At 47.2% G+C, this 24,107-nt stretch carries 27 protein-coding genes; 18 read left to right on the forward strand and 9 right to left on the reverse strand.

Annotated elements, in window-relative coordinates:
• The first annotated feature begins 112 nt into the window (after positions 1–112).
• From GVY43_RS13460 to GVY43_RS13495, 8 genes are all read left to right on the forward strand, one after another.
• A complete protein-coding gene (locus GVY43_RS13460) occupies positions 113–985 on the forward strand; it encodes a TetR/AcrR family transcriptional regulator (RefSeq protein WP_074034740.1) in 873 nt (290 codons plus the stop codon).
• A gap of 144 nt (positions 986–1,129) precedes the next feature.
• Entirely contained in the window at positions 1,130–2,206 is a 1,077-nt protein-coding gene (locus GVY43_RS13465) for a hypothetical protein (protein ID WP_159563452.1), read from the forward strand.
• A gap of 166 nt (positions 2,207–2,372) precedes the next feature.
• Positions 2,373–3,386: a LacI family DNA-binding transcriptional regulator gene (locus tag GVY43_RS13470; RefSeq protein ID WP_159563453.1), complete on the forward strand. Its 1,014-nt coding sequence runs from the start codon at positions 2,373–2,375 to the stop codon at positions 3,384–3,386.
• A 202-nt stretch (positions 3,387–3,588) separates the two neighbouring features.
• Complete coding sequence (locus tag GVY43_RS13475; protein WP_015880662.1) at positions 3,589–4,890, forward strand: ABC transporter substrate-binding protein; 1,302 nt, start codon at positions 3,589–3,591, stop codon at positions 4,888–4,890.
• 58 nt (positions 4,891–4,948) lie between these two features.
• A complete protein-coding gene (locus GVY43_RS13480; protein WP_015880663.1) occupies positions 4,949–5,848 on the forward strand; it encodes a carbohydrate ABC transporter permease in 900 nt (299 codons plus the stop codon).
• A gap of 3 nt (positions 5,849–5,851) precedes the next feature.
• Positions 5,852–6,781, forward strand: coding sequence for a carbohydrate ABC transporter permease (locus GVY43_RS13485; RefSeq protein WP_201302255.1), 930 nt, complete (start codon positions 5,852–5,854; stop codon positions 6,779–6,781).
• A gap of 24 nt (positions 6,782–6,805) precedes the next feature.
• Entirely contained in the window at positions 6,806–8,158 is a 1,353-nt protein-coding gene (locus GVY43_RS13490) for a GH1 family beta-glucosidase (protein WP_159563454.1), read from the forward strand.
• 86 nt (positions 8,159–8,244) lie between these two features.
• Positions 8,245–8,490: a hypothetical protein gene (locus tag GVY43_RS13495; RefSeq protein ID WP_031424613.1), complete on the forward strand. Its 246-nt coding sequence runs from the start codon at positions 8,245–8,247 to the stop codon at positions 8,488–8,490.
• A gap of 98 nt (positions 8,491–8,588) precedes the next feature.
• On the opposite strand, the gene GVY43_RS13500 is transcribed toward GVY43_RS13495, so the two are convergent.
• From GVY43_RS13500 to GVY43_RS13530, 7 genes are all read right to left on the reverse strand, one after another.
• The gene (locus tag GVY43_RS13500; protein ID WP_159563455.1) at positions 8,589–9,167 is read right to left on the reverse strand and encodes a hypothetical protein; all 579 of its coding nucleotides are present in this window, start codon (positions 9,165–9,167) and stop codon (positions 8,589–8,591) included.
• Positions 9,164–9,490 carry a hypothetical protein gene (locus GVY43_RS13505; RefSeq protein ID WP_159563456.1) on the reverse strand — a complete coding sequence of 109 codons (327 nt, stop codon included), beginning with the start codon at positions 9,488–9,490 and terminating at the stop codon, positions 9,164–9,166. The genes GVY43_RS13500 and GVY43_RS13505 overlap by 4 nt, the downstream gene beginning before the upstream one ends.
• 74 nt (positions 9,491–9,564) lie before the next feature.
• Positions 9,565–10,893, reverse strand: a complete 1,329-nt coding sequence (locus tag GVY43_RS13510; RefSeq protein WP_159563457.1) for a PTS sugar transporter subunit IIC — start codon at positions 10,891–10,893, stop codon at positions 9,565–9,567.
• A 12-nt stretch (positions 10,894–10,905) separates the two neighbouring features.
• Positions 10,906–12,312, reverse strand: a complete 1,407-nt coding sequence (locus GVY43_RS13515; RefSeq protein WP_159563458.1) for a GH1 family beta-glucosidase — start codon at positions 12,310–12,312, stop codon at positions 10,906–10,908.
• A gap of 15 nt (positions 12,313–12,327) precedes the next feature.
• A complete protein-coding gene (locus GVY43_RS13520; protein WP_015880671.1) occupies positions 12,328–12,636 on the reverse strand; it encodes a PTS sugar transporter subunit IIB in 309 nt (102 codons plus the stop codon).
• A complete protein-coding gene (locus GVY43_RS13525; RefSeq protein ID WP_074034730.1) occupies positions 12,633–12,980 on the reverse strand; it encodes a PTS lactose/cellobiose transporter subunit IIA in 348 nt (115 codons plus the stop codon). Before GVY43_RS13525 ends, GVY43_RS13520 begins: the two co-directional genes overlap by 4 nt.
• A 153-nt stretch (positions 12,981–13,133) precedes the next feature.
• Entirely contained in the window at positions 13,134–13,844 is a 711-nt protein-coding gene (locus GVY43_RS13530) for a GntR family transcriptional regulator (RefSeq protein WP_074034729.1), read from the reverse strand.
• 205 nt (positions 13,845–14,049) lie between these two features.
• On the opposite strand from GVY43_RS13530, the gene GVY43_RS13535 reads away from it, so the two are divergent.
• The 6 genes from GVY43_RS13535 to GVY43_RS13560 are packed head-to-tail and all read left to right on the forward strand — an operon-like array spanning position 14,050 to position 16,779.
• Positions 14,050–14,496, forward strand: coding sequence for a hypothetical protein (locus GVY43_RS13535; RefSeq protein ID WP_159563459.1), 447 nt, complete (start codon positions 14,050–14,052; stop codon positions 14,494–14,496).
• The gene (locus tag GVY43_RS13540; RefSeq protein WP_159563460.1) at positions 14,493–14,921 is read left to right on the forward strand and encodes a hypothetical protein; all 429 of its coding nucleotides are present in this window, start codon (positions 14,493–14,495) and stop codon (positions 14,919–14,921) included. Before GVY43_RS13535 ends, GVY43_RS13540 begins: the two co-directional genes overlap by 4 nt.
• Positions 14,922–15,371, forward strand: a complete 450-nt coding sequence (locus tag GVY43_RS13545) for a hypothetical protein (RefSeq protein WP_159563461.1) — start codon at positions 14,922–14,924, stop codon at positions 15,369–15,371.
• Positions 15,355–15,825, forward strand: coding sequence for a hypothetical protein (locus tag GVY43_RS13550; protein ID WP_159563462.1), 471 nt, complete (start codon positions 15,355–15,357; stop codon positions 15,823–15,825). Before GVY43_RS13545 ends, GVY43_RS13550 begins: the two co-directional genes overlap by 17 nt.
• Positions 15,804–16,322, forward strand: a complete 519-nt coding sequence (locus GVY43_RS13555) for a hypothetical protein (RefSeq protein ID WP_159563463.1) — start codon at positions 15,804–15,806, stop codon at positions 16,320–16,322. Before GVY43_RS13550 ends, GVY43_RS13555 begins: the two co-directional genes overlap by 22 nt.
• On the forward strand, positions 16,309–16,779 hold the full coding sequence (locus GVY43_RS13560; protein ID WP_159563464.1) for a hypothetical protein: 471 nt from the start codon (positions 16,309–16,311) through the stop codon (positions 16,777–16,779). The genes GVY43_RS13555 and GVY43_RS13560 overlap by 14 nt, the downstream gene beginning before the upstream one ends.
• A gap of 14 nt (positions 16,780–16,793) precedes the next feature.
• Here GVY43_RS13560 and GVY43_RS13565 read toward each other — a convergent pair whose 3' ends face one another.
• A complete protein-coding gene (locus tag GVY43_RS13565; RefSeq protein ID WP_031424632.1) occupies positions 16,794–17,129 on the reverse strand; it encodes a hypothetical protein in 336 nt (111 codons plus the stop codon).
• Positions 17,130–17,543: 414 nt separating this feature from the next.
• On the opposite strand from GVY43_RS13565, the gene glmS reads away from it, so the two are divergent.
• Complete coding sequence (glmS, locus tag GVY43_RS13570; RefSeq protein ID WP_159563465.1) at positions 17,544–19,340, forward strand: glutamine--fructose-6-phosphate transaminase (isomerizing); 1,797 nt, start codon at positions 17,544–17,546, stop codon at positions 19,338–19,340.
• Between the two features lie 72 nt (positions 19,341–19,412).
• Here glmS and GVY43_RS13575 read toward each other — a convergent pair whose 3' ends face one another.
• Positions 19,413–19,898: a DUF4365 domain-containing protein gene (locus tag GVY43_RS13575; RefSeq protein WP_159563466.1), complete on the reverse strand. Its 486-nt coding sequence runs from the start codon at positions 19,896–19,898 to the stop codon at positions 19,413–19,415.
• Between the two features lie 285 nt (positions 19,899–20,183).
• Here GVY43_RS13575 and GVY43_RS13580 point away from each other — a divergent pair, with 285 nt between their 5' ends.
• The 3 genes from GVY43_RS13580 to GVY43_RS13590 all read left to right on the forward strand — a co-directional run bounded on the left by GVY43_RS13580 (position 20,184) and on the right by GVY43_RS13590 (position 24,062).
• Positions 20,184–20,453, forward strand: coding sequence for a hypothetical protein (locus tag GVY43_RS13580; RefSeq protein WP_074034712.1), 270 nt, complete (start codon positions 20,184–20,186; stop codon positions 20,451–20,453).
• Positions 20,443–22,473 carry a PTS sugar transporter subunit IIA gene (locus GVY43_RS13585; RefSeq protein WP_159563467.1) on the forward strand — a complete coding sequence of 677 codons (2,031 nt, stop codon included), beginning with the start codon at positions 20,443–20,445 and terminating at the stop codon, positions 22,471–22,473. The genes GVY43_RS13580 and GVY43_RS13585 overlap by 11 nt, the downstream gene beginning before the upstream one ends.
• 167 nt (positions 22,474–22,640) lie before the next feature.
• The gene (locus GVY43_RS13590; protein ID WP_159563468.1) at positions 22,641–24,062 is read left to right on the forward strand and encodes a PTS mannitol transporter subunit IICB; all 1,422 of its coding nucleotides are present in this window, start codon (positions 22,641–22,643) and stop codon (positions 24,060–24,062) included.
• Positions 24,063–24,107: the final 45 nt, after the last annotated feature.

The raw sequence follows: 24,107 nt of genomic DNA on the forward strand, positions 1-24,107 counted from the left end.
GATGATTTTATACCCGTTGTATAAATAAAGCAACCATTTTGTACTATTAGTCTAAAATGGTTTTCGGTGCTATAGTAAAGGTACAAACCAGACAGAACGGAGCCATGTAAGAATGAAAGAGAAAAAAAGAAAAGTCGCCGATATTGCCATGTCTCTCTTCATCGAAAATGGGGTACAGCACACATCGGTGCAAGAGATCATCGACCGCGCTAATATCTCCAAAGGGACGTTTTATAATTACTTCTCATCGAAGACGGATTGTGTCGCTAGTATCCTCGAGAACTTACGATATGATGCAGGGCAACGCCGAATCGAAATGCAGATGGGGCGGGATAAGCGAGATCGTGACGTCTTCATCGAACAGATTTCGATATTGATTCAATTGAACGAAGAGCGGAACTTGCACGCGTTATTTGAATCGATCATGTCGTCGAACGAGAATGAATTGAAGAAGCTTGTACTTCAACATCGCATTTATGAAATCGAGTGGATTGCGATGCGTTTGACGGAAATCATTGGAGAGTCCGTCAGACCGTATTCGATGGAATTGACGGTGCTCTTCAACGGAATGTTGCAACATATCTTGTTTACGAACCGCATCACGAATGCTGCCTACTCTCCTCAAAAAGTCGTCCGAAGCTTATATACGTATGTCGAATTGATTGCCGCTCGGATGATGGAGACAGGAGAGCACGTCTTGAACCCGGTCACGGTCGATCAAATGCGTGGGACGACAGATAAACATCTCATAACAATCGAAGAATTGATCGAGATGGCTGCTCGCATCGAAGAGCATGTCGACATGACGGAAGAACAGCGAGATTTGTTCGATGCGATTTCGTTCGAACTTAAACAAGAGCGTCTTCGGAAAATCGTGTTAGAGCAATTGTTAAAGCCATTCCAACGGCTATTTAAAGGCGTGACAGGCGAGACAGAAGTACAAAAGTTCACGAATCTCGTGTGGTTGTATACGCGGACACATTAAAAATCATCCAATATTTCTGGATGGTTTTTTTTATTTTTCGATATAAAAGATAGAACAATTGTAGGTTCGTATGGGAAATATGGGTAATAATTAGTGATGGATAATGTTGAAGATGAAAGCGATTGAAGATGGGAGGAATTGAATATGCTAGAAAGTGTGATTGCATTTACTGCAATCGCTCTACTAATAGGTGGAGCGGCATATGGTCTCTATTCTGTATTTCGTTATTTTATCAAAAAGGATATCACTTCATTCCCTATCATATTAGGGGGCTCGATTTTTCTCGCAGGTGTTTGGTTGATCTTCATACTCGGAATTCTTGAAACAAATAATCAAGAAGCGGCTACTGATTTTGAAGAAGAGAGCACAGTAGCAGTTACAGAGGACGAGAGTGAACCTGAACCGGTAATTGAAGAAGAGGTCGAAGAAGTTCAAGAACCTTCTGTGGAAGAGTTTTTACAAGACGTTCAGCCTGAGGAACCAATATCGAACTATAAGGAGTACATGGAATTTTATGAATTACAAATTAACCGAGGATATACTGCTTATGGTCTAGAGTTTGATGAAGTCACAATCGAGAATCGAAACATAATCGTGGTATACGACGCAGACTCAATTATCGAAGTAGGTGTGAATAAAGATTTAGATCAAGTAAAAAATGATCATGTCAAAAAGATTCAAGAAGATTTAACGACAACAATAGAGGGTTCATCAGATATGGGAACTGATGCAATTCAGCTTGAAAGAGGGTTTGCTGTTGTAGCCAGTACTTACAATGGTTCAAGTAATTTTGCAGTGACACTTCAAAATGATCAAGGGGAAATGATTGATTTACTAGTGAATGAAATAGGAAACTATTCAGGAAAGAGTTTTGTTTGGATTGAGGATGCAGGGGATTATTACTTAAATATAAATGGCAATCAAGGTAATTGGACAATTAATGTTATGCAATATCGACCTCTTGAAATAGAAAATCTACCAGGTGCTATAAAAGGAAAAGGTGACGATGTAGTCTTTTTTGAAATTGATAAAGGGTCTTATCAAATTTCGTTTTCGCATAATGGGGATTCTAATTTTGCAGTGAACGTCAACAAGGTTGATTTGTTAGTGAATGAAATAGGGAGTTATGAAGGGTCTCAACGCTACTCCTTTGAAGAGTCTAGTGTATATGTGTTTGTCGTAACGGCAGATGGAGACTGGACCATCAATGTTAAGGAATAATATAGCTTGTACACAGGTATGACAAAATTCTTCCCTTTACAGTAATATAGAAGAAACAAGGAATGGAAAAAAGAATCAAAAAGTTTCCTCGAAAAAGAATTGATTCCTACAAATCCATACGCTACAATCAAATTACCGAAAGCGCTTTCGGGAAGAGGAGAATGACATGGGTACGATTTATGATTTAGCCAAAAAAACAGGATTCTCAATCACGACAGTGTCCAAAGCGTTGAACAATTACAAAGACGTGAGTGACAAGACGAGAGCGAAGATTCTTCAAGCCGCTGCTGAGATGGACTACTTGCCGAACGCACATGCCCAGTCGTTATCGACGAAAAAATCATGGGCGATCGGGGTCATGTTCTCAGAGGCGAACGAAGTCGGGATGAAGCACCCGTTCTTCAACGGAATCATCGAAAGTTTTCGTCACGCGACAGAGGAGCAGGGCTACGATTTAATCTTTGCCTCGCGGAATCTACGCAATCGTGACATGAGTTACCTCGAACACTTTAAACACCGTGCGGTCGACGGGATCGTCGTCATCTGCTCGGACCGAATGGATGAGCAAGTTCAAGAGCTCATGCGAAGCGACATCCCAATCGTCGTCGTCGATATGGACAGCGCCAACTGTAGCGTCGTTTATTCCGATAACATCGAAGGAGCACGCCTCGCTGTGAATTATCTCTATGAACTCGGTCACCGAAAAATTGCCCACATCGCTGGGGATGAAACGATTGACGCCGGAGCGGCACGAATCAAAGGATATGAACTTGCGATGCAAGAGCTGGACCTTCCGATTCGACCAGGCTACCTCGTCAACGCCGGTTTCTTCTCGGTTAAGGAAGGGAAACAAGCGATGGAACAATTGCTTGAACTAGACGATCAACCGACTGCAGTCTTTGTGGCCGGGGATCAAATGGCAATCGGTGTCATCGAAGCCATTCACGAGCACGGTCTTCATGTCCCGAATGACATCTCTGTCATCGGATATGATGACATTGAAATGATTCAATACATCACGCCGAAACTGACCACGATTCGCCAAGATACGGACGAAATCGGAGAAGCGGCAGCAGAACTTTTACTTGAACAAATGACCGCGAAAGAGCGACTCACTGAACGTCGCGTCATTCCGGTACGCTTAGTCGAACGGGCATCCTGTGCACCGGTCAAACAGTGATTTATAGCCAATGATGTTTCGAAGTCGCTCTCTTTTCTTCAGTGGATGGAGAGGGGAGCGCGATTTCGAAAGTCATTTTTGAAAGAAATCGAAACCGCTTTCGATATTTTATTTCGACTATATCGAAAGCGCTTTCGATAATTTTAAACCTCTTTTTGCAAGCGCTTTCTACTATTACTTATAAAAAGGATGGGAACAACACATGCGTAAATTAGTCAGCTTACTTACACTCGGAGCACTTTCAGTTGGCGTCTTGAGCGGCTGCTCAGACAGCGAAGGCGGAGCTTCTGAATCAAAAGATGACGTCTTAAAAGTTTGGTCATTTACGGACGAATTAAAAGAACCAATTAAAACATATGAAGAGAAGAACGGTGTCAAAGTTGAATTGACTATCGTCCCGATCGCGGACTATCCAACAAAATTGAAGCCAGCACTTGAGAGTGGCGTCGGCGCACCGGACGTCTTCACGGGAGAAATCGCATTCCTTAAACAATGGGTTGATGCAGGTTATTGGGAAAACCTTTCGGACGAGCCATACAGTGTCGATGAAATCGCAGACAACTACGTCCCGTACGTGTTTGACCTCGGGAAAGATAAAGATGGGAACGTTCGCGCTCTTTCATGGCAAACGACACCAGGTGGCGTTTACTACAAACGTAGCTTAGCAAAAGAAGTACTTGGTACAGACGACCCGACTGAAATCGGCGAAATGATGAGTTCGATGGACGGCGTCTTCGAAGTTGCTGAGAAGATGAAACAAAAAGGATACAAGATGTTCCCAGACGAAGGTGCGATTCGTTGGTTCTCACAAGGAGCAAACCCAGAAGCGTGGGTCAACGATAAAAACGAACTCGTCTTGACAGAAGATAAGATCAACTACATGGACTATGCGAAAGAACTTCGTGAGAAGCAATACACTGCGCTCGCACCAGAATGGTCACCATCATGGTTCGAAGGAATGGATAAGCCAATCAAAGTGAAAGAGAACGGAAAAGAGACAGAGACACAAGTCTTCTCATACGTCCTCCCAACATGGGGTCTCCACTCTGTATTAAAAGAGAACGCGAAACAGACTGCAGGTGACTGGGCTGTCACAAGCGGACCAAGCCCATACTTCTGGGGCGGTACATGGCTCGGAGTCTATGAAGGATCGAAAAACAAAGAAGCCGCTTACGACTTCGTAAAACTCATGACACAGGATGAAGAATTCTTGACAGAGTGGGCACAAGAGACAGGCGACGTACTTGCGTTCAACCCGGTCACAGACAAGATCAAAGACGACTTCAGCGATGAGTTCCTCGGCGGACAAAACAACTATGAGTTCTTCCTCGATGAAGCAGATGAAATCACACCAGGTATCGTCACGAAATACGACCAACAGCTCGATACACTTTATGGTGCATCTGTCCTCCAGTATGTAGAAGGGAAAAAGTCAAAAGAAGAAGCGATTGAAGAGTTCAAAAAACAAGCGAAGAACGCTTACCCAGACATCGTTGTAGACTGACGATGACCAACACGAGGGGGGAGCTCCCCCCTCGGTTCTTATGGAAGGAGAAATACACGTGAAAAAACTAGATCGTTACGGCTATCTGTTCATCGCCCCGTTCTGGGTCGTCTTCTTGACATTCAGCATCTATCCGGTCCTCTTAACGCTTTATTATAGCTTCACGAACTATACGGGGAGCCCGGGTGAAGAGGTCGTCGGGTTTGCGAACTACACACGGTTGTTGACGGATACGTACTTTATCGAGGCGTTTTTCAACACCATCAAAATTTGGGGAATTAACTTCGTCTTGCAGATTGGATTGGCGCTTCTCTTGGCGCTCATCTTCTCTGATCTCCGTTTGAAGTTAAAAGGACTATCGTTCTTCCGCTCGTTCTTCTATCTTCCAAACTTGATCACGATCAGTTCGGTCGCGCTCTTGTTCGGTATTTTACTCGACTGGCAGCACGGTTCACTCAACATGGTGTTGATGAAAATCGGCTTGATTTCGGATCCGATCAACTGGTTGGCAGAACCGGTGACGGCACAGTTATCCGTTTCACTCATCTTGACATGGATGTGGTTCGGACATTCCTTCATCATCGTCATGGCAGGGGTATCAGGCATCTCGACAGATTACTTCGAAGCCGCTCACATTGACGGTGCGAACCGTTGGCAGATGTTTACGAAAGTGACGTTGCCGCTCTTGAAACCAATTCTTCTCTACATCATGATCACTTCACTCATCGGTGGACTCCAGTTGTTCGACCTTCCGATGTTGATTACAGACGGGATCGGTTCACCAGACGGTTCGTTGAACACGATGGTGCTTTACTTGTACAACCAAGCCTTCAAGTATAACAACTATGGCTATGCGTCAGCGGTCGCTTACGGCCTATTCTTGATCACGCTGATCTTCTCGGCGGTCGTCTTCAAGGGTATGTTCCGCAAAGAGCGCGCGACACAGAAGGGGGCGTAAGCAATGGAACAAAATGCGGAATCACGGCGAATGCTTCCAGATAGCGAAGCGCAGCCGAAACGGAAAGAGGAGCGTCCGCTTAAAGTGGCGCCGCCTTCTAAGAAGAAAACGAATAAGCGATTCGCACGAGGTTTGATTTATACAGGGCTCATCCTTCTCGCGATTATCTGTTTCATTCCGTTCTTGATGATGATTGTCAACGCGACCCGGACGAATGGAGAAATCATGGCTGGGTTCTCACTTCTTCCGGGGACGGCGCTCGCAGACAACTATGCGACGCTTAGCGAATACATCAACATTTGGAACGGCTTCAAGAACAGCTTGATCATCTCTGTATCGGTGACGGTCTTGTCTGGTTACTTCTCAGCCCTAACGGCTTACGGCTTTACGTTCTATAACTTTAGAGGGAAAAATGCGATGTTCATCTTCATGCTTGTCATGATGATGGTGCCAGCGCAACTCGGACTCATTGGATTCTATGAGATCTCAAAAACGCTCGGTATTTTGGACACGTTCATTCCATTGATTGTCCCAGCGATTGCAACACCGTTCACCGTCTTCTTCATCCGTCAATATACGCAAGCGACGCTTCACATCAGTTTGATTGAAGCGGCACGGATTGACGGTGCGAGCGAGCTACGTATTTTCCACACAATCGCACTTCCAATGATGATGCCAGCGATTGCAACGATGTCGATTTTCACGTTCATCGGCTCTTGGAACAACTACTTGATGCCACTTGTCCTCTTGTTCTCGCCTGAGAAATACACGTTGCCTGTTTTGATGGGCTTCTTGAAAGGATCACAAGTCGCAGAGAACCTTGGCTCGCTTTACCTGGGCATCGCGATCTCGGTCGTACCGATCATGATTGCCTTCTTGTTCCTCTCGAAGTACATCGTCAGCAGTATTTCGGCAGGTGCTGTCAAAGAATAAATATAGAGAAAAGAGGAAAACACTATGCATTTTAAGAAAGACTTCGTATTCGGGACAGCCACGTCCTCGTACCAAATTGAAGGCGCACATAACGAAGGAGGCCGTACTCCTTCCATCTGGGATATGTTCTGTGACATCGACGGGCGCGTGTTTGAAAAGCATAACGGCGATGTCGCATGTGACCACTACCATCGTTACGAGGAAGACATCCAGCACATCAAAAAGCTAGGTGTCGACACGTATCGATTCTCCATCGCGTGGCCACGCATCTTCCCTGCCAAGGGAGAGTACAACCCAGAAGGAATGGCGTTCTACAAAAACTTGGCGCTGCGTCTACGTGAAGAAGGAATCAAACCAGCCGTCACGATTTATCACTGGGACCTTCCGATGTGGGCTCACGAAGAAGGTGGCTGGGTCAACCGTGAATCGGTCGACTGGTTCCTCGATTATGCGAAAGTCTGTTTTGAAGAGCTCGATGACATCGTCGACTCTTGGATCACCCACAATGAGCCTTGGTGTGCCGGCTTCCTCGGCTACCACGTCGGTGTTCATGCACCGGGTCATCGTGACATGAACGAAGCGGTGCGCGCCGTGCACCACATGTTGTTATCGCACGGAAAAGCGGTCGAGTTGTTGAAGCGAGAGATGACGTCCACGACCCCGATCGGCATCACTCTCAACTTGTCACCGATGTACGCGAAGACGGATTCTGCGAATGACCGACTTGCGATGAACAATGCCGACGGGTATTCGAATCGCTGGTTCCTAGACCCGGTCTTCAAAGGTGAGTATCCGGTCGACATGATGAACTTGTTCTCCAAATATGTGCATAACTTCGATTTCATCCAACCGGGTGATATGGAGACGATTTCGACATCTTGTGATTTCTTCGGCATCAACTTCTATAGCCGTGGCATTGTCGAGTTCAACGCAGCAAATGATTTCTTGAAGGCAGACGCTTACTCGGACTACGAGAAGACGGGCATGGGCTGGGATATCGCCCCGAACGAATTCAAAGACCTGATCCGTCGTTTACGCGCCGAGTATACTGACCTTCCGATCTACATCACAGAGAACGGCGCCGCATTTGACGACGTGCTGGAAAATGGCGAAGTCCATGACGATAACCGGATCGACTACGTCCGCCAGCACCTCGAAGCCGTCTCCGATTTGAACGATGAAGGCATGAACATTCAAGGCTACTACCTCTGGTCGCTCATGGATAACTTCGAATGGAGCTTCGGATATGAGAAGCGCTTCGGCATCCTCTATATCGACTTTGAGACACAGGAGCGCATCTGGAAAGACAGCGCGAAGTGGTATGCCGTTGTCATCGCCGATCATAAAGCCAAACACGCGGATAGCGTCGAGGCGTAATTTGCATCCATCCCCACCGCTACGGGGATGGATTTTTTGTGTGGAATGCTATCTTTTTGGGAACGAAGATAGGGGAGGGATATTCTATGAAACGTGAGTTTGCGACATACGAAGTGACGGGATATGACGACCTTGGGAAAATCAAATTCGTTCATTTGAGAGAAGGCGAGTTTGTGTTGCCCGTTGAGATCAAGGGAGATGACTTACGAAAAATCAAGAAGATGATGGAGCTCAATCCAGGTGTGACCGTGATTATTCATGCGGCGATTGACCAGAGGCGGATGCGGTTGCTTGAAGTGGAGGGCTATTCGCTCCGGAAAGAGGATACGTAAAACGCTAGCATTGAAAAAGGGCTGGCGTTTGTTTACATAGATTGGGCAACGAAACACCAGGATAAATCTCACGATTCGCTCGTGATGACGCACAAAAGTCACCGACCATGAAGCGGTTCGGTGACTTCGTTGGATTGACTGATTTGTTTGACTCGTTTCAATACGTCCCGTTTCGGTAAATCTGGGTAATCATGCTGGATGCGTTCGACGCAGGACACGATTGTTTCGGTTCGTAACAGGTGGATGATCTGCTGATCGATTGAATCAAGTTCAAGAGGTACGTCTTCTTTCGAATTCTCACGATTTAGCCAAAATGATGAACCGAATAAGTGTACGAATACAATCGCCATGACAGTGAGCGTCGATAAATCGATAGACGGAAAGAGTGTCAGTACGACGTATAGACTGATTCCGCTCACTGTTCCGTGCAGAATGGTGTCGATTAGACGCGGTACGTTCGCATGACCAAGCGAGCGTAACGCTCCCGTTAACCCATCAACAAACAAACTTAGGATCGTCGACAATAGGTAGAAACAACCGAGCATCGCGAGAGTCGATAAGATTCGGAATGCTGTGTCTTCAAGCAGATAGATGATAATCAAATCGACGATCAATAGCGGGGCGAGGGCGAGCGCTAGAATCAATGCGCCCCAACCGAGTCCAGTCACAGCCTTCATGAGACATGTGCCCGATATCGTCCAAGTGCGATGATGGCACAGAAGAGACAGACTGTATGAGTCAAGATTCCGATGAGCATGGCGTTCGGAATGATGGATTGGAAGCCAAGACCGAATGCGAGGGCGGCGCTCGATAGGATCAGAAAGCTCGGCGTATAATTTCGTACGATTGTTTTCTGCTTCTTCGTATGTACCACAAAGTATCCTGCAATGAGTAAAAAGACAGGAAACAACATGATGGGGTAGACCGATTGAAGCAACAGTCCGAGTAATCCGGACAGACCAGCGATAACGGCGAATATAGAAGGATAGTATGCTTTCAAATTTCCAACTCCTTGACTCTTTTCCCTAAATATAACAGCCCTCCTCATTATTGAGAAGGGCTGTCGTTTTTGTTTCAGGCTGATGCTTTGTCTGCTTCTTCTTGTGCTTTCAATTCTTCACCGTACGAAACGCGGTCTTGAATGCGAACGAACGGAAGGTAGACGGCAACGGCCATGGCGATTGTTGCAATCTGTAAGAGGGCAGCGCGCCATCCGCCAATCAAGAATCCAGAGATGACTGGAGGTGTCGTCCATGGTACTTGAAGCGCGTTGAACGGCTCGACCCAACCCCAAAGGATGGCAAAGTAGACCATGAATGAAGCGATGGCTGGTACGACGACGAATGGGACGAACATGATCGGGTTGAAGACGATTGGCATCCCGAAGATGACCGGCTCATTGATGTTGAAGATACTTGGTGCAAGTGACAACTTCCCAAGCTGCTTCAAGTGTGCCGAGCGTGCAACGATTAAGACGGCAATGATGAAGCCGATTGTGATTCCTGATCCACCGAGTTTCGTGAACACATCGAGGAATTGAATCGTAACGATTTTTGCGTTCTCACCAGCGACAAGCGTGCCACCTGCATCGAGGATGGCTTGGTTTTGAAGTGCGTTCGCTGTGAGAAGTGGTCCCATGATTCCCATGAGGATTGCGGCACCGTGAATCCCACACCACCACATGACGGACATGAGCACCATGATGATGACGGCTCCAGCGAGTGTGTCAGTCAAGTTTTGAAGTGGTGCTTGAAGCACATCATAGATGACTTCTGTGAACGTACGCTCTGCAACCGCTTGGAAAATCGCAAACGTCGCAACGGCGAGCGAGATGATCGCCAAACCAGGAACAAGTGCAGAGAATGAGTTCGATACGCCTGGCGGGACACCGTCTGGCATTTTAATGCTGATCCCGCGTTTGATGAACTGCGAGTAGATGAATCCGACTGTCAATCCGACGAGGATGGCAGCGAGGACACCTTGTCCACCTGTCCATACTTTTGGAATGACGCCACCGACGAATTCCCCAGATTCAGACAAGACAGAAGCTTGTGTGATGATGAGGAACGAGATGATTCCGAGGATACCAGCTGGCACGCCTTCGATCTTTTCGTTCTTGACGTACGAGTAAGCGATTCCAAAAACACCAATCAAAGCAAGGATGTCAAACGTCGCGCCGACGACTTGCGTGAGCGGGAGTGACCAGTCTGCCCCGAATAGACCTGACATGAAGTCAGCCCAACCTGGAATCGGTAACGCCAGGATGAGAAGGAACAGCGACCCGATGATGGTCATCGGCATCGTGAGGATGAACCCGTCCTTAATCGCAAGGACGGGCTTGGCGTTCGCGAAGCGAACAAAAGCAGGGGTGAACTTTTCAAATACTCTTTCTAAGCGGCTCATAGGGGAACCTCCTTATAGGTCTTCAGCGCGCGTGGCGATGATCTCTTTATACCAATGGAACGACTGTTTTTTCTTCCGTGCGAGACCGTTGTTGTGGTCGACATAGATGAAGCCGTATTGTTTCTTATAACCGTTCAACCAGCTGAGTAGGTCGATTGCAGACCAAGCATAGTAACCTGCAACGTTGATGCCTTGTTGAACAGCATGTTTGACTGCACGAAGGTGTCCTTCGATGTACTCGATCCGTGGCGTGTCCATGATCTCACCGTCGACGATTGGGTCGACATCACCGAGACCGTTCTCTGTGATATAGATTTTGACGTCGCCGTAACGATCTTTCAGCATGTGCATCCCAGCGAGGAACGCTTCCGGTGAGATTTCCCAATCCCACTTCGTGTACACTTTGTCATCCATCTTGACCGTCTTGTAGACGCCATCGAATGATGGGTTACCCGGACGACCTGTCGAGTTCTCACGTCCACCCGCCATGACGAGCGCCGAGTCATTTTTCATGACGCGCTGCGGGCTGTAGTAGTTGAGACCGATAAAGTCGTTCATCGGAGCGGTACGTTTCAAGACGTCGAGTTCTTCCTCTGTCATTTCAGGAAGGAGACCTTGTTCATGTAAGCCGTTCACGACGTACTCTGGATATTCACCTTTCAAGATCGGGTCATAGAACCAATGTGTCGCATAAGCGTTCGCATGCATTTCGGCAAACTTGTTCTCCTCTGCATCATCGATACTGAACGCCGGGTTGAACACGTGTGTGATCCCGATTTCGCCAGTGTGACCGTTTTGTTTGAAGAGCTCAACGGCACGGGCGTGAGCGACGAAGACGTTATGTGTCGTTTGGAAATAGCCTTTGACGTCGCCTTCGATACCTGGCGGGTGTGCGCCTGTTAAGTATCCAAGTGAGCAGAAGATGACCGCTTCGTTGAACGTGATCCAGTGATTGACACGGTCACCGAACGATTGGAAGCAAGTATCTGCGAAACGGACGAATGCGTCAACTGTCTCTTTGTTCTTCCAGCCGCCTTTTTCTTCAAGTGCTTGTGGGAGGTCCCAATGGTAGAGCGTGACGAATGGGACGATGTCATGTTTCAAACATTCGTCGATCAAGTTGTTATAGAACTCGAGTCCTTTTTCGTTCACTTCACCCGTACCGTTCGGGAAGATACGCGGCCATGAGATGGAGAAACGATACGATTCGAGTCCCATCTCCGCCATGAGCGCGATGTCTTCTTTATAACGATGGTAATGGTCGACTGCGACGTCGCCGTTTGTGTTTTCAAATGTCTTACCAGGAATTTTCGAGAAGACGTCCCAGTTCGAGAGGCCTTTCCCGTCCTCGTTCCATGCGCCTTCGACCTGGTAAGAGGCCGAAGCAGCGCCGAACAAGAAATTGTTAGGCATTTTCAAAGTCATCACCTCAGTTTATTTATTTACAAGTTTCAATGAGTGGTCTAATACTTTCGCACCGTTCATCATGCCGTAGTCGACTGTGTTGATGACGTCGATTGGAACACCTTTTGGTTCGCAGATTTGCTTCCCTTTTGAAAGGAGGTACTTCACTTGTGGTCCGAGAAGTGCAACGTCGATGTTGTCGACGTAAGTTTCCATCTCCGATTCTGGGTAAGCTGCGATTTCAGCTTCGATGCCACGTTCAGAGGCAACCGCTTTCATTTTTTCTACTAACATACTTGTTGACATACCTGCCGCACAGAAGAGTCCGATTTTAATCATTGTTGATCCATTCCTTTCAATTCGTTGATTTCGTTTTGCATGTTCATCATATATCCAAGCATTTCTTTGACGAGAATCGTGTTCATCAAGTGATCTTGCGCATGCACCATGAGGACACCGACCGTTGCTGATTTACCTTGTGCTTCGAGCGTCACGAATTTCGTTTGAATCGCATGTGCTTCTTTTAATGTCGCGTCACCAGCAACGACTGCTGCTTCGGCTTCGTCTTTCTTTCCTTCTTGCATGAGGAGCATCGCTTGATGGTAGCTCGCTTTGGCGTCACCCGAGAGGGCGATGAGACCGAAAATATCTTCCGGTGAGATTTCGATTGTTTCAGAAACCATAATATCTCTCCTTTTTGTATGGATAACTAAAATTCATAGGTACAAATATTTTATACACGTTGATAGTAGCACGAAAGCGTTTTCGTGTAAACCCTTTCTTTTCGAAAAAAATGCATAAAAAATGCGCACGAGAAAAGCATCTCTCGGGCGCGTTTAGGACTTGATGTTCGAGACTTTGAGCATTTTGACATGTTTAAAATGATGGATGGAACGAGAGACGTCGAAGATTTGTCCGTTCGTCAAATAGACGGTGTTGTCGACGATCAAGGCTGGATCATTCTCGTTCAGGTCGAGCAGGTCGGCGGACTCTGAATCTAAAAAGTCTGCGTAAATGACTCGGTCGGCGAATCCGATGGCAAGTTTTTGGTCGTTTCGTAAATACGTGTAGATCGACTTTTGAACGATGTTCTCATCCAAGTAGATGACGAGCTCTTTTCGGAAGTATGAATCCTCTACCGAGAACGGGTGGTCATCGACGAGACGTAGACGCTTCACGAAGTAGACAGGTGTCCCGATCGGGCACTTCATACGTTCGGCGACCTCATCGTTCGCCACCGTCTGTTCGAAGTGTAAGACGCGTGTTTCGACTTTTCGACCGCTGAAGTCACTTGTGAGACCTTGGAGTTTTTCTAAATTGATGTAATCACTATTGTAATGGTCACGGACGAAGACGCCGCTCCCTTGAACTTGATAGACGTATCCTTTGTTGACGAGGATCTCGATCGCTTTTCGGACCGTGTTGCGGCTGACGCCATACTTGTTGGCATACTCATCCTCGGTCAATAATTTATTCGTATGTTGGTAGACGTGATTGACGATGTCCGCTTCAATCTGACTCGCAACTTGCTTGTACTTCGGAGACATACAGTTCTACACCTTTCAAAAAAATTTGTGGGAATGAATTTGGTAACAGTATAGCAGATAACCTTTGTAAGCGGATACGTTTCGTTCGTCAATTGTTGAAAAAAGTCGAACGATTCAATGCTAGAATATTCGGAAAATGTGAAACAATGAGGGCATAGAGTACGTATATAGTAGTAATGCATAAGAAGGAAAGGAAGTGCTCTAGTTGACTGAGGCACATTGGCATATGGAAGAAACCACATGGCGCAAGTCACACCTTCGGGTAGGCTATACATTATTGGTGTTTGTTGTGACGGCCATTATTTTATCTTTTTTCGGACGTTACGTCTGGTTGACAATCCCTTTCGTCTTGATTGGAATGGCCATGATTGGATTAGACGTGAAAAAGTATCGGATGCGTCGTACGCATATGAAAGATCGAGATGTCGTGAAGTTACTAAAATGGAACCTACTGTATGATTTGATCAGTTCGGGTGTTCTCGTCTCCTTGATTTCGGCTCTGCTAATCTTTCAATATGACAGTTTGACGTTAGCGATCGGATTGCTCGTATGGGGAGCAGTCAGCGATCAGATGTCACGGATGTTTCAAAAAAGGTTAAATGAACGTGTTCCGCTGTTACAGCAGTTAGATTTGGAGCGACGAAATCAATGATTAGACGCATGACACAAGAAAAAGCATGGAAGCGTTTATTCGACCAATGGATATTCGGCCTGTTTGGAACATTTGTAGTACTGATGTTACCGATCAGTTTATTAACAGATGACCTTACGTGGGGCGTGTTATATATCGCCTGTGCGCTCATTCCGCTGAACATCTTATATGTGAAGCGCTATCGAATGCGTCTGAGGTTTCACCCAGAACTGAAAGGATTGTATCGTCGTCAACTCGTTCGGGACGGATTCAACAGTGCTGCCTTTTTCCTCGCGTTGAATCATCAACTATTGTTCACATCAAACGTGGCGTATGTGTGTGTCACGGTATTCATTGGTGGTGCAATGCTATTAACGTTGAACGTGAACAAACAAACGAAACAACAAGATATGGAGTATATACATTTCGACAAGGAGGCGATATAGGTGGCACAAGACGTAAAGTGGATGCGACGAATGCGACGTTATGCCGTACCCATCTTGATTCTTTATGTCACGGCCATGATTGTCGCTCTCTTATTAGAGAAAATGTGGCTTATCCCTATCATGGCGTCGGTCTCCGTGATCATCGTCGTGATGGGCTATCAAGAGATGCGTATCATGTGGCGAATGACAAAACATCCGAAAGCTCATCGAATGCTTATATTCCAATACGTATTCGAATGGGTGGATGCGATTTTGTTGACGGCGCTCATGGTGACACTTCTGACAGCGGAAGATTTTGGTCTCGTGATCGGTCTCTTTTTTGGGATATGGGGAGTACTCAGTCCGATTCGGCAGAAGTGGTTCACGAAGCAACTTAAACAAATCGATCCGGAATTACCGACGTATGAGGAAGTGATTGAAGGGAGTGTACTAAATGGACCGTCAATTTGAACTCACGATAACGCATGCCAAACAATTCGAACGGTTTTTTGGCTGGCCGGTACTCGTCATATTCCTCATTTCGTTCATCACCATGTTACGGATACAGGCGACATGGATCATCCCCGTCATGTTGGTCGTATCCATGGGCATGGCTTATAAAGGATATATGGAATATCGAGTCATTCGCCCTTTTGCCGAACATCAAGCGGTCGCTCGCGTGTTACGCTATCGACTCGTTGACTGTTGGATTAGTGCTGTTTCGTTATTTGTGCTCTTCATCCCGATGTATGTGAACGAAGATGCCTTCATCCTGATTGGCGGGATCGTCGCCCTTTGGGGGTTGACGAAATCGTATCGAGAAAAGAAGTGGGAAGAGCGGATTCATGCTCATCAGTCAGAACTACCGACGTATGAAGAAGTGTTGGAAGGAGGAGAGAACATATGGAACTATCACCAAAAGTAAAAGCGCAGATCGACACGATTCTAAAAGTAGACCGCTTGACGAAATGGGGTGTCGGCATCATCGGCATCGGACTCGTCGTCAGTTTTTTGATTTATGCCTCGTATTGGACACTCTCAGATGGTGTCGTCACGGGAACATTATATGCGGTGCTCGCCGCAATCTTGACGGGTATTTTTATCCAATATCGGATGTGGTTGCGTTTCGTGAAGCATCAAACGGCGCGTAACCTCTTGTCATTCAAAATGATCGCGCACACGCTCGCTTTGACGGGTGTCGGGATTTATGGACTCTTCTATTTCACGAGTGAAGCGACGAGCACACAATCGTTCCGTATGTTCCTCCTTTCGCAACTGACGTTTTTCGGGATTGAATACTTGGCGAAGCGGTTCGACCGCGTCATTCAATCTTATGACGAAAACTATTTGACAGATCAAGATTTAAAAGAAATTCGTGAAGTCCGCGAATACGAGAAGGAGCAACGTCGTGAACAAACGTGATCAGATGAGAGAATTGACTAAATTCGATGAATCGGGAAAGTGGACTGTTAGTATGATGAGCGGCGCGCTTGCACTCATGCTTTTCTTCGCTGTAGAGAAAGGTTGGATTTCGTTGGTAGGTGTATTGTTGATTTCAGAAATCGCTGCCTTACCTGCATGGAAGAAGACGTGGGACCGAGAAGCAATCAAGAAGCGCTATTTGCTATCGAGAGAAGCAAAACGACTCGCGCATTGGAACTCAATCACTGGTTTGATTGCGTACCCATTTGTCATCGTCTTTCTATATTTCACAGTTACAGGGCAGATTTCGACGCTTGCTTTCTTTGTAACGATTGCAGTGCTCATACCGAGTTCTATGATGATGCATCGATTGTATGAAAAACATATGGTCCGACTTGATGAGAACTATGTCACGGAACGTGAATTAAGAGAAGAACAAAAATGGGGGAGCGCGTGAGCGTCTCTCCCATTTTATATGACCGTTCGAATAACAAAGTAGAGGCAGGTTAGGAAAGGAATTAGGAAAAGAAAACCTAGCCATTCACCTTGACCAAATAAGAGCCAAGCAAATAATTGAAACGAAAGTACACCGACTGTTGCAAATGTCGCAAATCGATAAGCTTTTGGGCGCGATGCAGGATCTTCCCACCATTCTTTAAAGAATGGAAGGCTAAAGAGAAGGGCGAGTCCTAGGAAAAAAGCTGCTGGAAAAACAAGTAGGTCACCAACATCACTTTGACCTCTTAATTGCAGCCATTTTGATGTGACAGATAATATGATTCCGATTACTAAAAATAGACTTGCCATCTCATTCCCCTCCATCTTTAAATATCGTTACTTGTATCATGCCCGTTCTCTCCCTACTCGAAAACCTGATGGATTGATGGCTTTTTAGTGAAAGTGGTGACTTTTACATGAACGGTAAAAAAGTATTTAGCGACTACTTTAACAATTTCTCTATCCAACACGCCTTGTACTCGATAGCATGAAAGCGTATCTGGAGAAACGGCTAGATATGAAGTGGAAGCGCCAGAACTCTGCGGAGTTGACGAGGACGAAGGTGATCGAGATTTCGGCGGATGCCTTCCAGTCGCGTGTCACGACTGAGAGAGTCTTGATAAAACGTTCGGGTGACCGGGCGGACAAAACGAGACTTGATGACATCACTCAAAAAAGCCCGTTTCCTTTTTCGAGAAATCGAAGAATAGAGGAGATTTGTTTATGTGTGGAATCGTAGGAATGATTGGACAAGTTGGAACGAAAGAGATTTTATTGAAAGGGCTTGAAAAGCTTGAGTATCGTGGCTACGACTCAGCAGGAATTGCCTTAGTCGGTGAGGACGTTCGTACGTTTAAAGAAGTAGGACGGATTCAAGCACTCCGTGACATTGTACCGGCTGATGCTGAAGGAACAATCGGAATCGGCCACACACGTTGGGCGACACACGGGGTACCGAGCGTTCCGAACGCCCACCCGCACCAAAGCACGACTGGACGATTCACGCTCGTCCATAACGGCGTAATCGAGAACGACGAGCAATTGAAAGCCACGCTCGACGTCCCGTTCCTTTCAGAGACGGACACGGAAGTCATCGTCTTACTCATGGAGAAACACTTCGTCGAGCTCGGTGATGTCGAGGCGGCGTTCCGCAAGACGCTTTCGGACCTCCACGGTTCGTACGCGATCGCGATGATCGACTCAGAGGACAAAGAACGCCTCTATATCGGGAAGAACAAGTCACCGCTCCTCGTCGGACTCGGGGACGGCACGTTTAACGTCGTCGCATCAGACGCGATGGCGATGCTCCAGGTGACAGACCAGTACCTCGAGCTCCACGACGGTGAAATCGTCATCCTCACACGTGAGTCGGCGACAATCAAAACGCTCGACGGTGACGTGCTCGAACGCGCGCCATACACGGCCGAGATCGATGCGTCAGATATCGAGAAGGGCACGTACGCGCACTACATGTTGAAAGAGATGGACGAACAGCCAGCCGTCATCCGCAACATCATCCAGCACTACCAGAACGAGAACGGTGACATCGAGCTCACGGAAGGCGTGCGTGAACTCGTTTCGGAAGCGGACCGGATTTATATCGTCGCATGTGGGACGAGCTATAACGCGGGACTCGTCGGAAAAGATATTTTGGAGCGCATCGCCGGCATTCCGACAGAAGTGCACGTTTCTTCTGAATTCGGCTACAATATGCCGCTCTTAAGTGAACGTCCGTTGTTCGTCTTCTTATCACAATCCGGTGAGACGGCGGACAGCCGTGCCGTCCTCGTCGAAGTGAAGAAACGGGGATACAAAGCGCTCACCATGACGAATGTACCGGGATCGACGCTCTCACGCGAAGCGAATGAGACGATGCTCCTCCATGCAGGACCAGAGATCGCGGTCGCCTCGACGAAAGCGTACACGGCGCAAATCGCCGTTCTCGCGATTCTCGCATATGACATCGCCCGTGCGACAGGGAAAGAATTGCCGTTTGATCTCATGCCGGAGCTCGCCCGTGTCGCGACCATCATGGACTCGATCATGGCGCAAAAAGAGTTATTCGAAGACCTTGCGGAACGTTATTTGAAGACGACACCGAACACGTTCTTTATCGGTCGTGGACTTGACGCTTCTGTCTGTCTCGAAGGAGCGCTCAAAGTAAAAGAGATTTCGTATATCCAAGCGGAAGGGTACCCAGGTGGGGAACTGAAGCACGGATCAATCGCCTTGATCGAAGACGGGACACCGGTCATCGCGCTCATCTCACAACCGAAGACGAACTTGAATATTCGCGGGAACGTTAAAGAGGTTGTCGCCCGTGGCGCGAACGCCTGTATCATTTCGATGCAAGGCGTGGAACATGAGAATGATGACTTCATCTTGCCGCACGTCGAGCCACTCATGGCACCGCTCATCAACGTCTTACCGGTTCAGTTGATGGCATATTATGCGGCGCTCGCCCGTGGCTGTGACGTCGACAAGCCACGTAACTTGGCGAAATCGGTGACAGTGGAATAAATAATGAAGAGGCTGAGTTAATAAAAACTGCACTTTGTTTGTTGGATACTTTCAACATACAAAGTGCAGTTTTTAATTAGTTCCTTCGGATTGCCTTAGAATAAATGATTGAATCATTGTATCGAATCGATAGTGTTCAAGTAAGGATTTGTTCTTTCTTGAAATGTTTAATCCGTACTCAGGTTTACTCTTTTGTCCGGGTTTATCGTAATCTCGATCAACGAATAATTCATTTGGGGCTAACCAAGCGACGTTAGGGATTAGATAAAGTTCAGGGTGTGCGTCTTGGGTGAATAAAAGAAGTGTCAAATAAAGGTTTGGATTCGTAAGGTCGAATTTACTTTTTTGCATAAAAACATATCCTGAATTACGAATTGCTTTTACTTGAATCTCACAAAAGCGGTTATTGGAATCTTTGATGACAAAATCGACTCCGTGATCATCTACTTCTGATGTATAGACGTCACATCCGTAGGACGCGAATTCCATTTTTGCATAGTACTCTGCATATCTTCCGAGCTGTAAGTGGTTTAAATGCTCCCAATTAAAGTTAGGCAATTCTGTCCATTCCTCTCTGTAAATACAAGATGTAATAAATTATAATACAATTCATTACAAGAATAGATATTTTAATCTAAAAGTATATCTTTAATGAACTGTCGATTAAACCGTAGATGAATACTTTCATGAAGACTTTAGCTCCTTATTAAGGAGTGAGTCTAGTGACGTAGACATAACCTTTTTACTCCTTGCCGATATCTTTGCCAACAAGCAAAATAGTAGGAGAAGTAAGCGGTTCCAACTTATGATTAGATAAAGATAAGCGACGAAAGAAGGGCTGACATGAACGTATACATTGCTTGCCATAGCGGGTTTGTGACAAGTGCGATGGCGGCGAAGTTATTCGCGCAGGCAAGCGAGGGGCGCTTGTCTTGTACGATCACGCACGGAACGATTCAAAACATCCCGAATGAGGTGGATTTGATTCTCTATCAGGAAGGGGCGACCCCGGTCACCCATCCAACCGCACGTGTCCGGTCAGTCCGACAACTCCTGTCGCTCGAGGAATACCGACTACTTGTCGAAGAATGGATGGATGAGCATGAGACATGAGTGGACCGCGCGAGAGCGGTCGATTTTACTACACTTATTGGCAACTGAGACATCGACACCGCTCGCCGAAATCGCGCAGGCGGTGAATTTGTCTGAGCGCACGATTCAACGAGAACGACAATTACTTGAAGGCATCTTAAAAGAGTTCGAACTTGAACTCGCTTGGCAACGCGGTCATGGACTGAGCCTGGTTGGCAAACCAGCTGCGAAACAACAGTTACGAGAAGATCTCATCTTATCTGCAGAAGCGATCCCCACGAGCGAGGACCGCTTATTTGAACTGGCGTGGCGTCTCTTGTTTGAGAACGATACACTCAAATTGCAGGCGGTCGCTAAACAGATGCACGTTTCGCCGAGCACGTTGACGCAAGACTTAGAGAAATTGGACAGATGGTTCGAAGAGTATCATTTAGAAGTTGAACGGAAAAAAGGTGTTGGGGCTAGAGTGCTCGGTTATGAGTCCGAGAAGCGTAAGCTACTCATCAACGCTCTGCTTGCCCACTGGGACACGCTCGCATTTTATCGCTTCGTCCGTGGAGAAGACGACTACATTCCTGCTTTTTTGAAGACGGTACCATGCGAGGAGATGCTTGAAGGTCTTCGAGACGGTTATGATTATTTGAAATCCCGTTCGTTTGAGCGGATGGACGACCGCACCATCATGCGAGTCACGTTCGCTTACGGCGTGCAACAAGAGCGGTTAGCGTCTGGATTCTTTTTAGAGATGTATACGAAAGGACGGTCCGAGGACTATCTGAAAGTCGCCACCGATATGGAAGCGGCTCTCGGTATCACTTACTCGATGGCGGAACGCGTCTGGTTCGCGGAAGAGGCGAATCGTCTGCGCTCAATTAAAGATCAAATGAAAGAAGACGAGGAAGAACGCTGGATCATGCAGATTCGGGTGCATAAACTGATTCATCACGTCTCGCTCATCTACGGGTTCACCTTTACGGATGACGCGGCTCTCGAACGAGGACTGCTTGCTCACATCCTCTCGAGTATGAATACGCAGGCGCTACCAGAGACGAGTACGGTCAAGCCCCACATCGACCGCGACTATCCGGGACTTCGTTCGGCGATTCAACAGGCCGCCGACATCGTCTTTGGGACGAATACGTTCTCCGAAGAAGAAACGGTTTTTTGGGCGATGCACTTTGCGGCAGCACTCGTCAAACCGGTGCGCCGCCGCGAATATCGGGCGCTCGTCATCTGTTCGGCCGGACTCGGTTCGTCGAAGATGCTCGTCAATCGGGTACGCCAAGAGTTCCCAGAGATGCAAGACGTCGTCAACTCATCACTTTTCGGACTCGAACAGCACCGATTGGAAGAATATGATGTCATCTTGTCGACGGTACCGTTGCCACCGCTATCGGTACCAACGTTAATCGTCAACCCGCTTTTGACGAGTGAAGAAGTGCAACGCGTCCGCCATCTCTTACTGTCATTACCGCAATCCTTTCAGACACTCGCAACGAAGCCGCGGTCAACGATGCTTGATTTCGCAGAACTCGGGGAATTGGTCGAGACGTTCGAGCGGATGGATGACCAGTTTGATTTGGTCACGCTCAATAATACGGACCGTTTAGAAGATATCTTGCTTGATATCGGTACACATTTAGAAGAACGTGATCTCGTACAAAGCGGGATTCAGCTCTCTGCCCAACTGCTTCGTCGTCACGAGGTCGCGGGCCTTGGTGTGCCGGGTACGAAACTGGCGTTATTCCACGGACGACATGCCTCGATTGAGAAGGCGAGTGTGTTTGCGTTTGATTTAACGACGTCGATTCCGCTCCTTATGATGGATCAGTCGACCGAACCCGTGACACGTCTCCTTGTCTTGCTTGCACCGGAAGAAGCACGTGACGTCGAGCTTCAGTTCCTAAGTGCGATCAGCGGGTCGCTCATTGAGAGTGAGGAGCATATGCGTCTTTATAGCACGGGAACGAAAGAAGATCTTCGTTTACTCCTGCACGAATGCATGAAGAAAATGATTCATGAAACATTGTACGAAAAATGACCGAACCATGGTCATTTTTTTGTTTGGCACAAAATGTTGCCAAAGTGTGAACTGGATTGAATTGAGTAAGCGCTTACTCCAGGCATACAATACAGGTGTAGAGCACAAACCGGTTAGCTACACTACACATTCAACCTTTCACATTTAAACGACTGGAGGTTTTATACATGGCGAATACGCAAGCAAGCTCGGGCGGGGTCCGAGTCAAAGTACAACGGTTCGGTAGTTTCCTCAGTGGGATGGTCATGCCGAACATCGGCGCCTTCATTGCCTGGGGGATTATCACAGCACTCTTCATTCCAACAGGATGGTGGCCAAACGAAAAATTAGCAGAACTCGTTGGTCCAACCATCACGTATCTCTTACCATTACTCATCGGTTTCACTGGTGGTAAATTACTTCATGACGTACGAGGCGGTGTCGTCGGGGCACTCGCCACGATGGGGGTCATCGTTGGTACCGACATTCCGATGTTCCTCGGTGCGATGATCATGGGTCCACTCGGTGGTTATGTCATCCGCCAAGTCGACCGTGCCCTTGAAGGCAAAGTTAAAGCAGGATTTGAAATGCTCGTCAACAACTTCTCAGTTGGAATCATTGGTGGTCTTCTCATGCTTGGAGGATTTGAAATCTTCGGTCCGATCATGAGTGCCCTCGATAAAGTCATGGCGGCAGGTGTTGACTGGATCGTCGGCGCGAAATTGCTTCCGATTGCGAGCCTGTTCATCGAACCAGCAAAAGTTCTCTTCTTGAACAACGCCATCAACCACGGGATCTTGAGTCCGCTTGGTGTCGATCAAGTCGCCGACGCTGGAAAATCAGTTCTCTTCTTACTTGAAGCAAACCCAGGACCAGGTCTTGGATTACTTCTCGCCTATATGTTCTTCGCCAAAGGTGCAGCGAAACGTACGGCACCGGGTGCAGCCATCATTCACTTCCTTGGTGGGATTCACGAGATTTACTTCCCATACGTGTTGATGAAGCCGGTCTTGATCCTTGCGATGATCGCAGGGGGCGCAACAGGAATCTTCACGTTCGTACTCTTTGATGTCGGTCTCGTCGCACCTGCTTCACCAGGTAGTATCTTTGCCATTCTTGCGATGGCGTCACGCGGTTCATATCTCGGACTCGTGGCAGGGATTCTCTTGTCAGCAGCGGTCACGTTCGCTGTGGCGAGTGTCATCTTGAAATCGAGCGCAGCAGAGGAAGTATCACTCGAAGAAGCGACACAAAACGTGAGTGCGATGAAAGGCAAACAGTCTTACGCATCGGCTCTCGTGACAGATCGTCTTGATAAAGTCGACCACATCATCTTCGCTTGTGACGCTGGAATGGGATCGAGTGCCATGGGAGCATCGGTTCTCCGGAACAAGGTCAACAAAGCGAACTTGCCAATCAAAGTGACGAATACGTCCATCAGCAACTTGCCGAAAGACGCCCAGTTCGTCATCACACACGAAGATTTGACGGAGCGTGCGGAAGCGCAAGCACCGGATGCGATTCATCGTTCGGTCACGAACTTCTTGAACGCCGATTACTACGACCAATTGGTAGAAGAAATTAAAGCGGAACGCAGCAAAATTTCTTGAACTCAGAACAGATAGAGATACGGTTTAGCCATTAGGAGGAAATCA

This window comes from Exiguobacterium sp. 8H (assembly GCF_902506255.1).
Lineage (GTDB): Bacteria > Bacillota > Bacilli > Exiguobacteriales > Exiguobacteriaceae > Exiguobacterium > Exiguobacterium profundum.